The sequence below is a fragment of the Aurantimonas coralicida DSM 14790 genome, assembly GCF_000421645.1.
Classification (GTDB): Bacteria; Pseudomonadota; Alphaproteobacteria; order Rhizobiales; family Rhizobiaceae; genus Aurantimonas; species Aurantimonas coralicida.
Window position 1 is genome coordinate 303,462 of record NZ_ATXK01000004.1, and the last position, 12,706, is coordinate 316,167.

A 12,706-nucleotide genomic window follows, 5' to 3' on the forward strand; every position below is an offset into this window, starting at 1 on the left:
GGGCCCGCCGGACGTTCATCCGTCCGGCGGACCTGGCCGGCTGTCGCTCAGTCCTTGAGCGGCAGGCCGCAGTCGCACCAGGACTTCAGCCCACCCTCGATCGGCTTGGCCTCGTAGCCCATCTCGGTCAGCGTCTTGGCGGCAAGCGCGGCGCGGGCGCCGGACGCGCAGAGCACGTAGACCGGCGTCTCGCCGCCATGGGCCCTGGTCAGTGGCGGATGGGCGCTCTGCGCCGTCGGATCGGCCTTGGCCTCCAGAAAGCCGCGCGGAATATGAACGGCGTCGGCGATCTCGCCGCTCTCGGCCAGTTCGTGGGCCTCGCGCACATCGAGGATCACACCGCCCGAAGCATGGGCCTCGGTCGGCGCGATGGTTCCGGTGGCGGCCTTCGCGTCGGCGACATAGTCCTGCATGGTCTTGTGCATCACGGGGCTCCTCAGAAACGGTTGGCCGGAATCTTGAAATAATGGTTGCCGTCGCTCTCGGCCGGCGGCAGGCGTCCGCCGCGCAGATTGACCTGCAGGGCGTGCAGCATCCGGTCGGGCAGATCGAGCGTGGCATCGCGCGTGTCGCGTGTCTCGACAAATTCGGCTTCGCTCGTGCCATCACTGACATGGGCGTTGTCGCGGCGGTGCTCGTCCACCGTCGCTTCCCACTGGATCTCGTCGCGGGAGTCGGTGCCATAGTCGTGGCCGACAAAGAGGCGCGTGTCGCCGGGCAGCGACAGGATCTCGCGGATGCTCGCCCACAGCGTGCGGGACGAACCGCCAGGGAAGTCGGCGCGGCTTGAGCCCATGTCGGGGTACATCAGTGTGTCGTGGACGAAAGCCGCATCGCCGACGACATAGGTGATCGAGCCCAACGTATGGCCGGGGGACAGCATCACGCGGACGTCGATGTTGCCGATCGTGAAGGTGTCGCCGTCATTCCAGAGCCGGTCGAAGTCGCGGGCGGGGTCGAAGGCCTCCGGCAGATTGTAGAGGCCGCGCCACAATTCGGCGATCTCGATGACCTTGCTGCCGATGGCGGTCGGCGCGCCGAGCTTTTCCTTCAGATAGGCGGAGGCCATCATGTGGTCGGCGTGGGGATGGGTGTCGAGAATCCACTCGATCTCGAGGCCCTCCCGCGCGACATGGGCGAGGATCTCGTCGGCGCTCTCGGTCGACGTGCGGGCCTCGGCAGGATTGAAGTTCAGCACGACATCGATCAGGGCGGCCTTGCGCGTCGCCGGATCGGCACAGACATACTGAACGGAGCCCGTGTCTTCTTCGTAGAATCCCCAGATGTCCGGGGAGCCTGCGCCGCGAGATGGGCTGTGTCGGGTCAACATTCGGACGTCTCCTCTAGCGTCTTGTGGTCGGGCCGTGGCACGGGGCGATGGCCGTACGGGCCGTGCCCGACCGTATTGAAATGAGGCAAATCGCTTTGGGTTTCGCCGTTGCCAGTGTATATATGCGCCATGCCTAAATTAGACAAGCCTAATATTGAGATTCCGGACGAGCGATCGCCGATGGCGCAGGCGCTCGACGAGAAGGCCGCGGACGTCGCCGCCATGCTGTCGCTGATGGCGAATCCGCATCGGTTGCGCATCCTGTGCCGCCTGGCGGAAGGCGAGGCTTCGGTCGGAGCGCTCGGGCAGGAGGCGGGGCTGAGCCAATCGGCGCTGTCGCAGCATCTGGCCCGGTTGCGTACGGGCGGGCTCGTCACCACGCGGCGGGAAGCCCAGACGATCTTCTATTCGCTGGCGAATGACGAGACCCGGGCGATCATGGAGGCAATGTACCGCGTCTTCTGTGCCCCCGAACTCGACCAGGCGCGCTGACGGCACCGTCCGCGTCCCGGCGCGCCGGATCCGGCGTCATCACGTTCATATCATTCACCGATCGCGATGGTTGCAGGCCTTGCCGAGAGGTCCAGTTCCTCCGGCAACGGGCCGCGGTAGCGCGGCCTCCTGTCAGTATTGGAGGTTTTCATGCGCCATTTCGCAATCATTCTCGCCGCCACCACCATGCTCTCCGGGGGGCAGGCGCTGGCGCAAAGCGGCGGCTCGCCCGCCAGCGGTGATGCGGCCACGCGCCCACCGGTCGCGACCGGGGCGCCGCATGGCGCTGACCAGTCGCCGGCCTTCGAGGGTCAGACACGGGCGCCACAGCCGGCGACCGACGTCGCGGTGACGACGGAGATCGTCGCCGACGATCTGCCGAAGCTGTGGTCGATGGAGTTCCTGACCGACGGCCGCATGCTCGTCGCAGCCAAGGACGGCGCGATGCATATCGTCGGTACCGACGGCACGGTCGGCGAGGCGTTGGCTGGCGTGCCGGATGTCGATGCGCGCGGGCAGGGCGGTCTTCTCGATATCGCACTGGCGCCCGACTTCGCCGACAGCCGGACGATTTTCTTCTCGTTCTCCGAACCACGCGAGGGCGGGGTGAACGGCACCAGCGTGGCGGCGGCCGAACTGCTCACCGACGACGCTGGTTCGGGCACGCTCGAAAATGTCCGCGTGATCTTCCGGCAGACGCCGGGCTATGCCGGTACCAAGCATTTCGGCTCGCGCCTCGGCTTCGCCCCGAATGGCGACCTCTTCGTCACCGTCGGCGAGCGCTCCGACACGCCGATCCGCGATCAGGCGCAGGATGTCACCTCCGGTCTCGGCAAGATCTTCCGCATCCGCACGGACGGCTCGCCCGCCGACGGCAGCCCGTTCGTCGATGCGGCCGACGCGCTGCCGGAGATCTGGTCCTACGGGCATCGCAACCTGCAATCGGCGGTGGTCGATGATGCGGGCCAGCTCTGGACGGTGGAACACGGTCCGAAGGGCGGCGACGAACTGAACCGGCCGGAGCAGGGTCTCAATTATGGCTGGCCGGTCATCACCTATGGCATCGACTACAGCGGCGCGCCGATCGGCGAGGGCATCACCGCCCAGGATGGCATGGAGCAGCCGGTCTATTACTGGGACCCGGTGATCGGCCCGTCCGGCATGGCGCAGTATCAGGGCGACGAGTTCCCCGAATGGCAGGGCGCCCTTCTGATCGGCGGTCTGGTGAGCCAGGGCCTCGTCGTGCTGCAGATCGAGGATGGCCGGGTCGCGACCGAGGAACGCGTTCCGCTCGACGCCCGTATCCGCGACGTGAAGGTGGGGCCGGATGGTGCCGTCTACGCGGTAACGGAGACGCGCCGCGGGGGCTCCAGCTCGATCCTGCGGCTGACCGCAGGCGAGGGCGGCTGAGCCAGTCGGCACACGGGACGGGGCGCCGGCGTGCCTCGTCCCGCCTATGCAGAACTGACTGCCAGACGCGAAACGGGCCGCCTCCGTAGGAAGCGGCCCGTTTCATGTCTGATGATGTCATCGGCCGACGCGTCGGCCGGACAGATCGCTCAGGCGGCGTCCCGCAGGGCGGTCTCGGAGCCGGGGGCATCCTGCCCCATCGCCTCGATGTCGCTCTCCACCAGGGCGGCGTGCAGCGTGCGCAGCGTGCCGTCATAATCCTTGTCGTCGATGACGAACTGCAGGTCGACGCGGCGTGTCAGATCCTGCATGCCGAGCGGCGCGATGCCCGCCTCCGACAGCGCCTGCAGAGCGCGCAGGGTCAGGCCCGGCGCCGTCAGGTTGCGGCCGATCACCGAGACGATGGCGACGCGCTCGATCTCGATCTCGGAGGCAGGGAAGCGCTCCGCCAGATCGCGCTCGACGCGCTTCAGCGACTTCATCGAACCGTCGATGAAATGGGTGATCGTGTTGGCGTTGCAGGTCTTGGTGACGATCCGCATCTTGTGGCGCGTCAGCACTTCCAGGATCGCCGCGTCGTAGCCCTTCACACCGACCATGTCCTGCTCGAAGAACTGCAGGGCGAAGACGCCGCGCAGGCCGGCGATCATGTCGACCCGCGGCTTCGGCGCGCCGCGCTCGTCGAGGATCAGCGTGCCCGAATCCTGCGGCCGGAAGGCATTGCGCACCCGCAGCGGGATGCCGGCCTGGCGCAGGCCCTTGGCGGCGCGGGGATGGATCGCCTCCATGCCCATGTTGGAGAGCTGGTCGGCCACATCGTAGTTGGTGCGGCCGATGACGCGGACCTTGTCGAGGCCGACCGTCTTCGGATCGGCGCTGCAGAGGTGGAACTCCTTGTGGATCACCGCCTCGCGGGCCTCGGTCAGCGCCGCCACGCGGGCGAAGGTCACCTCGGTGTAGCCGCGGTCGTGGCTCTTCACCAGCGACTCCTTGCACTGGGCATAGCCCGGCAGGATCGGCATCTCGGTGGCGAAGTCGACGTCTTCGAGCGCCGTGCAGATGCGTTCGTCGAGCGACGGCTGGCTGTCGTCGCGCCAGCCCGTCAAATCGACGAAGCGGGCGTTGACGCCGCGGTTGCGCAGAAGGAGCGCCGTGACCATCGCCGAATGGGCCTCGCCGAGCGCCGAGACCATCTCGCGGACGGTCATCAGGTGCTCTTCGAGACGGAACTGGCCGAAGGAGCAGAGACGGCTCAGATCGATCAGGCAGCTGCGGACCCCCTCGATCCGCTCGCGCACGAAATCGTCCGCGGCCCGGCGGTCGCCGGTGTCGTCCAGGACCTTGGCGTTTATCGCCTGCATGTCGCGGCCGACGGCGGTCAGCGCGTCGCCCCAGGCCCATTCGGAATCGGTGCTGGCGAACAGCGCGTGCACGCCCGGCTCGCCGGTCTTCTTATGCTCGAGCAGCTTGTCGGTGATGCCGCCATAGGCGGAGACGACGAAAATCCGGTTGTAGAGATCGTCCCCCTTGCGGCTGCCGATCAGAACGTTCTCCAGCAATTCCTCATGCCGAAGCATGGATGTTCCGCCGATTTTCTCGACTGTATGGTTGGTCATGGGTCTCTCTCCGGGCAATGCCTGGGATGCGTGTGCCGGGTGGGACGGGCCTTTGGCCGCATCGCGGTTCGGCTTGTGGCCCCGCGCCGGCTGGCCGCCAGCGCGCAGGGCTCTGAACGGATCGGGCGGCGCAAGGCCGCCCGGATCGCAGGTCCTAGATCGCCTCGCCTTCGAGAGCGTAGGCGCCGGTCTCGTCGTGCACTTCCTTGCCGTTCAGCGGCGGATTGAACACGCAGGCCACCGACATCTCGGTCTTCGGCCGGACGATGTGCCGGTCGTGCTTGTCGAGGACGTACATCACGCCCGGACGCAGGTCGTGAACCTCGCCGGTCGCCTTGTCCTCGATCGTGCCTTCGCCGGACACCACGTAAACCGACTCATAGTGGTTCTTGTAATGGAAGTGGTTCTCACCACCGGCGTAGAGCGTGGTGATGTGGAACGAGAAGCCGACATTGTCGGACTTCAGGAGAAGGCGGGTGGAATCCCACCCTTCCGACTTGACGAGGCGTTCGGTCTTGCGGGCTTCTGCGAGATCTCTGACGATCATGTGGATACTCCAATTCGATGAAATGTGCGGGGTGGTGGTGTCTGCAGCCTATTCGGCTGCGACACGCGCCGGCGCACGAAGAACGGTCTCGAAGGCCTCGGCGACGATATCGAGGCCCCGGGCGAAGGTCTCATCGGAAATCGTCAGCGGTGCCAGCACCTTGACGATCTCGTCGGACGAACCGGCGGTCTCGATCACGAGACCACGCTCGAAGGCGGCGGCACAGATCTCGGCGGCCTTGTCGCCGGACCCGGTGTCGATGCCGCGCATCATGCCGCGACCCTTGACCCGGAAGCCGTAGCTCTCGGCGATGGCGCCGAGGCGCTGGTTCAGATAGTCGGCCTTGCGGCGAATATCCTTGGCGAAGGCATCGTCGGCCCAGAACTTCTCCAGGGCGGCGCGGGCTGTCACGAAGGCATGGTTGTTGCCGCGGAACGTGCCGTTGTGCTCGGCCGGGGTGAAGACGTCGTATTCCGGCTTCACCAGAACCATCGACATCGGCAGGCCGAAGCCCGACAGCGACTTCGCCATGGTGATGATGTCCGGCTGGATGCCGGCGAACTCGAAGGCGAAGAAGTCACCGCTACGGCCGCAACCGGCCTGGATGTCGTCGATGATCAGCAGCGCGCCGTGCTTCTTGGCGATCGCGCTGAGGCGCTGCAGGAACTCCTTCGACGCAACGTTGAGGCCGCCTTCGCCCTGGATGCACTCCAGGAGGATCGCCGCGGGGGCGTCGATGCCGCTCGACGTATCGCCGAGCATGTCGTCGAGCATCTGGGCGCTGTCGACGCCTTCGCCATGGAAGCCGTCATAGGCCATGCGGGTGACGCCGGTGAGCTGGCTGCGCGAGCCGGCCCGCTGGGAGCCGTTGCCGGTGGCGGCAAGCGCACCGGTGGTGACGCCGTGATAGCCATTGGTGAAGGCGATGACGTTCTCGCGGCCGGTGGCCTTGCGGGCGAGCTTCAGGGCCGCCTCGACGGCGTTGGCGCCGGTCGGGCCCTGGAACATCATGCGATGGTCCATGCCGCGCGGCTTCAGGATGCGCTCGCTGAACGAGATCAGGAAGGCTTCCTTGGCCTCGGTGAACATGTCGAGGCCGTGGGTCACGCCATCCGACATGATGTAGTCGACCAGCGCGGACTTCATGTCCGGGTCGTTATGGCCGTAGTTCAGCGACGCGCAGCCGGCGAGGAAGTCGATATATTCGCGGCCCTCGATGTCGGTCAGCGTGGCGTTCTGCGCCTTCCTGAAGACCGTCGGGAAGCTGCGGCAATAGCTGCGGACCTCGGATTCGAGGCGTGCAAAGGTGGCGGCGCCCGTCGTGGCGGGCGTTTCGGTGTGGTTCAGCATGTGTCAATCCGTGTTGTTACGAACGGAGCCCGCGGCACAGCGGGCATCAACGTTCTGTCCAGGTTCCGGTCGCGCCCGCAGTCTGCTGCGGGGGCTGGCTGTCAGGCAGCCTGTGCCGTCTGTTCCGGCATGTCGTCGGTCTCGGCGGCGCTCGCATCGATCGGCGCGATCGTCAGCATGTGCTCGCTGTCGTGATCGCCCGAGAAGTGCTCGTCGCCGCACAGCCAGACCTTGTCGGTGATCTTGGCATCGAACTCGTCGGCGACGCCCTCGAACATGCGCCAGGAGGACTTGTTGTCCGGCGTGATCGTGGTCTTCAGGCGCTCGACACCCTCGCAGGACTCGCTGGTGAGCAGGTTGGCGATCAGGCGGCGTGCCAGACGACGGCCACGGGCCGCTTCGGCCACGGCAACCTGCCAGACGAACAGGGCCTCCGGCTCTTCCGGCGGACGGTAGGCGGAGACCCAGCCGACGATCTCGCCATCCAGCTCGGCCAGCATGCAGGTGCTGGCGAAGTGGGTGCACTGCAGGAAGTTGCAGTACAGCGAATTGTCGTCCAGCGCCTCGCAGGAGTCGATCAGGTCGTGCACCGCCTGCCCATCCTCACGGACGGGATGGCGGAACGTCAAAGGGCTAGAAACGCTGGCCAATTGGGGACGGTGACCTTTATCGGACTTCTGCATGGGCGCGCCTCGTGCGTTATTTCGTTGAGGCGGAATATTTATACGGTCGAAGCGATAGTCAACCGCCGCGGCTCGCTCGCGGGCGATCTGCGCGGGGATTCGGCACCCGCGTCATCAAGGGTTCATCGCGTTATATCAGTGGTTTGAGCACCTTCCGACAGGGCTCGGAAAAAATATTGATGACGGAATGGGCGGCCGGAGGTCATTTGCTGGTCAAATGATTTCTGCCCCAACCCCAAAGAATCGGTTTGATCGTCGAAGGATCCCTCGCTTATATGGCGCCGCCGCCAGGATGCGGCAGAGGCAAAGGGCCTCGCGGACGATCTCATCGGGGTAAAGCGGAACATGGAGGATCGGGGACGGCAGGCGTTGATCGCCCTCAGGCGGATCATTCGCGCCATGGAATTCAGTGCGCGGCGGCTGGCCAAGGAAACCGGCCTGACCAGCTCGCAATTGACGGTGCTGCGGATCCTCAGCCAGGGCGAGATGACGCCCAGCGCCATCGCCGCGCAGATCGGCCTGACGCAGGCCACGGTGACGACGCTGATCGACCGGCTGGTCGAGCGCAAGCTGGTGCAGCGCCGCCGCGGCGAGAGCGACCGGCGGCATATCTGGATCGACCTGACCGAAGAAGGCCACGCCATGCTCGCCAGCATGCCGCCCGATCTCCAGGTCAGCTTCCAGAGCGAGTTCGACCGCATGAAGGACTGGGAGCAGGCGATGGTGGTCGCCAGCCTCGAGCGGATCGCGGGGCTCCTGAACGCCGAGCGCATCGACGCCGGTCCGGTGCTCGAGTTCGGCGAGATCGCGACACCCCGGCCTTAGGCCACGCGGCGGTCGCGGGCCGCCATCCGATTGTGTTGTTGCGACGAGGTACCAACGAAAAAGGGCGACCACCGGGGTCGCCCTTTTTCGTTCCGGTCCTCGCCGGGCCAACTATGCGGCTCGGCTTCTCCGTCGTCAGCGCGTGACGATCTCCGGGCCCATCAGGCTGTAGGGCAGGAAGGTCGAGAGCGCCGGCACGTAGGTCACTAGGATCAGGAAGAGGAACAGCACGCCCACGAAGGGCAGTGCGGCCTTCACCACCTGGACGAGGCTCATGCCGGTGATGCCGGAGGTCACGAACAGGTTGAGCCCGATCGGCGGCGTGATCATGCCGATCTCCATGTTCACCACCATGATGATGCCGAGATGCACCGGGTCGACGCCGAGCTCCATGGCGATCGGGAACACGACCGGCGCGACGATCAGCAGGAGGCCCGAAGGCTCCATGAACTGCCCGCCGATCAACAGCAGGATGTTCACGGCGATCAGGAATGTGAACCAGTCGAAGCCGGCGCCCAGCATCATGTCGGTGATCGCCTGCGGAATGCGCTCGGCGGTCAGGACATGGGCAAAGAGCAGCGCGTTGACGATGATGAACATCAGCATCACCGTGGTGCGCGACGCCTCCACCATGACCTTGCGCGTGTCCTCGTTGAAGAAGGCGCGTCCGATATTGCGGAACGAGAGCGCGAGGTTGCGGCCCCAGACCGGCAGGCCGGCGCCCAGATGGCCGAGGACGCCCGTCACGCCGGTCCGCTCGCCCCGCCACAGCGTGTAGGCGATGACGAGGATCAGCGAGATGATGCCGCCGACCGTGGCGCGCTCGGCAAAGCTCATCGAGGCCCCGCCAGGCGCGTCGGTGGCGAAGAAGGATAGGATCATCCAGACGAAGAAGAAGGCGACGCCATAGACCAGTCCCGAGAAGCCGACGCGGGCCTTGCGGCTGTCGGTGGGCAGCACCCAGGGAATGCCCTTCATCGGCCCCATGTCGCGATAGACGAAGATGGCGACGAAGAAGGCGTAGACGGCGGCGACCGCGGCCGCCTCGGTCGGCGTGAAGACGCCGCCATAGATGCCGCCGAGAATGATGACGATCAGGAACAGGCCCCAGCCGGCATCCTTGCCGTGATGGATGATGTTGCCGAAGCCGTGCCAGGGCTCCGCCGGCAGGTTCTTGATCCGCGCCATGACGTAGATGGCGATCATCAGCATCAGGCCGGCGACGGCGCCGGGAATGACACCGGCGAGGAACATGCGGCCGACCGAGACGTCGGTGGCGGCCGAATAGACCACCATGACGATCGAGGGCGGAATCAGAATGCCGAGCGTGCCGGCATTGGCGATGATGCCGGCGGCGAAGTCCTTGCTGTAGCCGACCTTCTGCATGCCGGCGATGGCGATGGTGCCGATCGCGACCACGGTGGCCGGGGACGAGCCCGACAGCGCGGCAAACAGCATGCAGGCCAGCACCGAGGCCATGGCGAGGCCGCCGCGGAAATGACCCACGGTGGCAATAGCGAAGTTGATCAGGCGCCGGGCGACGCCGCCGGTCGACATGAAAGCCGAGGCCAGGATGAAGAAGGGGATCGCCAGGAGGGTGTAGTTCTGGGACGCGGTGAACAGCTGCAACGCGACCGAAGACATGGAGTCGGTCGAGAAGAAGGCGATCAGGATCACCGACGACAGGCCGAGCGAGATCGCCACCGGCACGCCGAGGAACAGCAGGCTCAGGACGAGGATGAAGAGAAGGGTGGTTTCCATCCGTCGTCAGTCCTTCAGGAGGTCTTTGTTTTCCGCCACGAGGTCTTCCGCCTCGTGTCCGGCGATGATCAGTTCACGCTCACCGTTCCAGATCATCACCAGCCCCTGCAGGGCGCGGAAGGCCAGAAGGGCGAGGCCGATCGGCAGGATCAGATAGGCGATCCAGCGCTGCACCCGCTCCTGCATGCCGAAGGCCTCCTGGATGAAGACCGGATAGCGCAGATCGTCGAGGCCCAGCCCGATGTCGAAGAAGCGCTTCCAGTAGAAGATCGCGCCGCCGGAGGAATTGGCGCCGAAGACCGACAGCCAGTCGGCCGACAGCAGCATGATCGCATAGAGCGCCGTGCAGAAGGCGCCGAACAGGGCCACGGCGCGGAACAGCGGCTTGGGGAAGGTGCGGATCAGCGCGTCGACGCCGAGATGGATGCCCTGCTTCAGGCCGTAGCTCATGCCGAACAGGATCATCCAGGCAAACAGGATGCGGGTCAGTTCCAGCGCGCCGGTCCAGCCGCTGTTGAAGCCGTAGCGGGCGACGACCTGCGAGAAGGAAACGAGGGTGATCGCCGCGAGGATAGTGGCGAGAATGTTCTCCTCGATGCGGGTGACCCGGTCGGGCCAGCGCCGTTCGACGAAGAACAGGAGGACGATGAGCGCCAGAATGGCGAGAAATGGCCAGTACGCGCTCATGAATCTCCTCCCGAAACGGCCGGTGGCGGCCATGCTGTCCAGTCGACGGTGGCGGCTACTATATCGGACCGCAAAGGGGAAGAGACCCGCCGTCGATACCGTGCATTATTGCGTGGATCGCCTTAAAATCCGGGGCGTCAGCCGGACCTGTGGGGGGCGACCGGGCGCCGATGGGCGCCCGGTCGCTGGTCAGGCGATCAGTTGGCCGGGTTCGAGGCCTGCGCGGCGTCGATCACGTCCTGGCCGACGTCGTCGCGGAAGCGATCCCAGACCGGCTTCATGGTGGAGACCCACTGCTCGCGCTGCTCGTCCGAGAGCTCGCGGATGGTGGAGCCGCTGTCGAGAATGTTCTGACGGTTCTTCGCCTCGGTGTCGGCGACGGCGTCATTGGCGGCCTTGGTCGTCTCGTTGACGATGGTCAGGAACTGGTCGCGAACCTCCGGCTCCAGGCCGTCCAGCCATTCGGTGGAGGTGACGAGCAGATAGGCGAGGGCGGCGTGGTTGGTCTCGGTGATGCCGTCCTGCACCTCGAAGAACTTCTGGGTGTAGATGTTCGACCAGGAGTTCTCCTGCCCGTCCACGACGCCGGTCTGCAGCGCCTGATAAACTTCCGAGAAGGCCAGCTTCTGGGCCGAGGCGCCCATGGCGCTGATCATCGCCTCGGCGACGTCGGAGGTCTGGATGCGGAACTTCAGGCCGTCGGCGTCGCTCGGCACTTCCAGCGGCTTGTTGGCCGAGAACTGCTTCATGCCCGACAGCCAGTAGCCGAGGCCGGTATAGCCGACGTCTTCCATGACGGTCAGCAGTTCCTTGCCGGTGTCGGAGTTGTTGAAGGTCTGGACGGCCGACAGGTCGGAGAACAGGAACGGCAGATCGTAGAGGCGGTACTTCTTGGTGTAGGCCTCGAATTTCGACAGCGACGGCGCGGCAAGCTGCACGTCGCCGAGCAGCAGCGCTTCCAGCACCTTGTCGTCGTCGAACAGGGTGGAGTTCGGGAAGACCTCCATGCAGGCGGTGCCGTTCATCTCCTCGTTGACGCGGTTGGCCAGCATGGTGGCGGCGTCACCCTTGGGATGACCGGTCGCGGCAACGACATGCGCGAACTTGATGACCATTTCGCCATCGTCGCAGCCTGCCGACTGCGCCATGGCGGCAGAGGCCGTCAGGCCGAGAGCGAGGGAGGAGACGGCGCCCAGAAGCAGATTCTTCATCGTGGAAACTCCGGTGTGGTCCAGATCGGACCCGAGTGTAACGAGCGATGCGACCGCCGGGGCGGCACGCATCCATTGTCGCAAGTCGGGTGGGATTTCGGCCGGATCGCGTCACCCGGCCGCCGCGTCGCGACGCTGGCCGAGGCAGCGTGTGTCTCCCGGCAACGGCCTCCCACCGTTGCAATGAGCAGAGGGAAGCAAATGGGACCGGGCTTGGCAAGCACCGCCATGGTAGCATCCCTGGATTGCAGGGGAGAGCTGCGCTGGCGGGCGCGAAAACGCCTAGCCGGCGGAGCCGAACGCCTTGAAGGCGACGGTGGTGAAGGTGTCGGCAACACCATCGAGCACCTGCAGCTTTTCCGTGACGAAGTGGCCGAGGTCGCGACCGTCGTCGAGATAGAACTTGGCGATCAGGTCGTAATGGCCGGAGGTCGAATAGACCTCCGACATTTCCTCGACCGATTCCTGGAGATCGTTGGCGACCGTATAGGCGGCGCCCGGCCGGCATTTGAACTGGACGAAGATGGTCTGCATCGCTTGTCTCCGGCGGTTGCTGTCGCGGCTCAGAAGAAGGCCTGGAGGCCGGTCTGGGCCTTGCCGAGGATCAGCGCATGGACGTCGTGCGTGCCCTCGTAGGTGTTGACGGTCTCCAGGTTCTGGGCGTGGCGCATGACATGGTACTCGCCCATGATGCCGTTGCCGCCATGCATGTCGCGGGCGGTGCGGGCGATGTCCAGCGCCTTGCCGCAATTGTTGCGCTTGACCAGGCTGATCATCTCCGGCGCCATGGCGCC

At 65.6% G+C, this 12,706-nt stretch carries 14 protein-coding genes; 3 read left to right on the plus strand and 11 right to left on the minus strand.

What is annotated here, in order from left to right; all coding sequences use genetic code 11:
- Positions 1-47 precede the first annotated feature (47 nt).
- Both H536_RS0111915 and H536_RS0111920 read right to left on the minus strand, forming a co-directional pair.
- Positions 48-425: a rhodanese-like domain-containing protein gene (locus tag H536_RS0111915; RefSeq protein WP_024350685.1), complete on the minus strand. Its 378-nt coding sequence runs from the start codon at positions 423-425 to the stop codon at positions 48-50.
- 11 nt (positions 426-436) lie between these two features.
- A complete protein-coding gene (locus tag H536_RS0111920; protein WP_024350686.1) occupies positions 437-1,330 on the minus strand; it encodes an MBL fold metallo-hydrolase in 894 nt (297 codons plus the stop codon).
- A gap of 180 nt (positions 1,331-1,510) precedes the next feature.
- On the opposite strand from H536_RS0111920, the gene H536_RS0111925 reads away from it, so the two are divergent.
- Positions 1,511-1,822: an ArsR/SmtB family transcription factor gene (locus tag H536_RS0111925; RefSeq protein WP_024350687.1), complete on the plus strand. Its 312-nt coding sequence runs from the start codon at positions 1,511-1,513 to the stop codon at positions 1,820-1,822.
- Positions 1,823-2,008: 186 nt separating this feature from the next.
- Positions 2,009-3,232, plus strand: coding sequence for a PQQ-dependent sugar dehydrogenase (locus tag H536_RS0111930; RefSeq protein ID WP_155898471.1), 1,224 nt, complete (start codon positions 2,009-2,011; stop codon positions 3,230-3,232).
- A gap of 149 nt (positions 3,233-3,381) precedes the next feature.
- On the opposite strand, the gene H536_RS0111935 is transcribed toward H536_RS0111930, so the two are convergent.
- From H536_RS0111935 to ectA, 4 genes are all read right to left on the minus strand, one after another.
- Complete coding sequence (locus H536_RS0111935; protein WP_024350689.1) at positions 3,382-4,848, minus strand: aspartate kinase; 1,467 nt, start codon at positions 4,846-4,848, stop codon at positions 3,382-3,384.
- Positions 4,849-5,002: 154 nt separating this feature from the next.
- Positions 5,003-5,395 carry an ectoine synthase gene (locus H536_RS0111940; RefSeq protein WP_024350690.1) on the minus strand — a complete coding sequence of 131 codons (393 nt, stop codon included), beginning with the start codon at positions 5,393-5,395 and terminating at the stop codon, positions 5,003-5,005.
- A gap of 48 nt (positions 5,396-5,443) precedes the next feature.
- Complete coding sequence (ectB, locus tag H536_RS0111945; RefSeq protein ID WP_024350691.1) at positions 5,444-6,745, minus strand: diaminobutyrate--2-oxoglutarate transaminase; 1,302 nt, start codon at positions 6,743-6,745, stop codon at positions 5,444-5,446.
- 101 nt (positions 6,746-6,846) lie between these two features.
- Positions 6,847-7,428 (minus strand): diaminobutyrate acetyltransferase, encoded by a 582-nt coding sequence (ectA, locus tag H536_RS0111950; RefSeq protein WP_024350692.1) that lies wholly within the window; start codon positions 7,426-7,428, stop codon positions 6,847-6,849.
- Between the two features lie 399 nt (positions 7,429-7,827).
- Between ectA and H536_RS0111955 the strand changes: the two genes are divergently transcribed.
- Positions 7,828-8,253: a MarR family winged helix-turn-helix transcriptional regulator gene (locus H536_RS0111955; RefSeq protein ID WP_202797863.1), complete on the plus strand. Its 426-nt coding sequence runs from the start codon at positions 7,828-7,830 to the stop codon at positions 8,251-8,253.
- A 135-nt stretch (positions 8,254-8,388) separates the two neighbouring features.
- On the opposite strand, the gene H536_RS0111960 is transcribed toward H536_RS0111955, so the two are convergent.
- From H536_RS0111960 to H536_RS0111980, 5 genes are all read right to left on the minus strand, one after another.
- Positions 8,389-10,014 (minus strand): TRAP transporter large permease, encoded by a 1,626-nt coding sequence (locus H536_RS0111960; RefSeq protein WP_024350693.1) that lies wholly within the window; start codon positions 10,012-10,014, stop codon positions 8,389-8,391.
- 6 nt (positions 10,015-10,020) lie between these two features.
- Entirely contained in the window at positions 10,021-10,701 is a 681-nt protein-coding gene (locus H536_RS0111965; RefSeq protein ID WP_009209576.1) for a TRAP transporter small permease, read from the minus strand.
- A 197-nt stretch (positions 10,702-10,898) separates the two neighbouring features.
- Positions 10,899-11,912, minus strand: coding sequence for a DctP family TRAP transporter solute-binding subunit (locus H536_RS0111970; protein WP_024350694.1), 1,014 nt, complete (start codon positions 11,910-11,912; stop codon positions 10,899-10,901).
- A gap of 282 nt (positions 11,913-12,194) precedes the next feature.
- Positions 12,195-12,446: an Lrp/AsnC family transcriptional regulator gene (locus tag H536_RS0111975; RefSeq protein WP_009209578.1), complete on the minus strand. Its 252-nt coding sequence runs from the start codon at positions 12,444-12,446 to the stop codon at positions 12,195-12,197.
- A 29-nt stretch (positions 12,447-12,475) separates the two neighbouring features.
- On the minus strand, positions 12,476-12,706 hold a 231-nt coding region (locus H536_RS0111980), incomplete at its 5' end, for an acyl-CoA dehydrogenase family protein (protein WP_029703142.1).

Bases quoted from the DNA above. Each gene is read 5' to 3' on its own strand.
- ectA (WP_024350692.1), bottom strand. From the start codon at position 7,428: ATGCAGAAGTCCGATAAAGGTCACCGTCCCCAATTGGCCAGCGTTTCT.
- H536_RS0111970 (WP_024350694.1), bottom strand. From the start codon at position 11,912: ATGAAGAATCTGCTTCTGGGCGCCGTCTCCTCCCTCGCTCTCGGCCTG.
- H536_RS0111975 (WP_009209578.1), bottom strand. From the start codon at position 12,446: ATGCAGACCATCTTCGTCCAGTTCAAATGCCGGCCGGGCGCCGCCTAT.
- ectB (WP_024350691.1), bottom strand. From the start codon at position 6,745: ATGCTGAACCACACCGAAACGCCCGCCACGACGGGCGCCGCCACCTTT.
- H536_RS0111930 (WP_155898471.1), top strand. From the start codon at position 2,009: ATGCTCTCCGGGGGGCAGGCGCTGGCGCAAAGCGGCGGCTCGCCCGCC.
- H536_RS0111925 (WP_024350687.1), top strand. From the start codon at position 1,511: ATGGCGCAGGCGCTCGACGAGAAGGCCGCGGACGTCGCCGCCATGCTG.
- H536_RS0111940 (WP_024350690.1), bottom strand. From the start codon at position 5,395: ATGATCGTCAGAGATCTCGCAGAAGCCCGCAAGACCGAACGCCTCGTC.
- H536_RS0111920 (WP_024350686.1), bottom strand. From the start codon at position 1,330: ATGTTGACCCGACACAGCCCATCTCGCGGCGCAGGCTCCCCGGACATC.
- H536_RS0111960 (WP_024350693.1), bottom strand. From the start codon at position 10,014: ATGGAAACCACCCTTCTCTTCATCCTCGTCCTGAGCCTGCTGTTCCTC.
- H536_RS0111955 (WP_202797863.1), top strand. From the start codon at position 7,828: ATGGAATTCAGTGCGCGGCGGCTGGCCAAGGAAACCGGCCTGACCAGC.
- H536_RS0111915 (WP_024350685.1), bottom strand. From the start codon at position 425: ATGCACAAGACCATGCAGGACTATGTCGCCGACGCGAAGGCCGCCACC.
- H536_RS0111965 (WP_009209576.1), bottom strand. From the start codon at position 10,701: ATGAGCGCGTACTGGCCATTTCTCGCCATTCTGGCGCTCATCGTCCTC.
- H536_RS0111935 (WP_024350689.1), bottom strand. From the start codon at position 4,848: ATGACCAACCATACAGTCGAGAAAATCGGCGGAACATCCATGCTTCGG.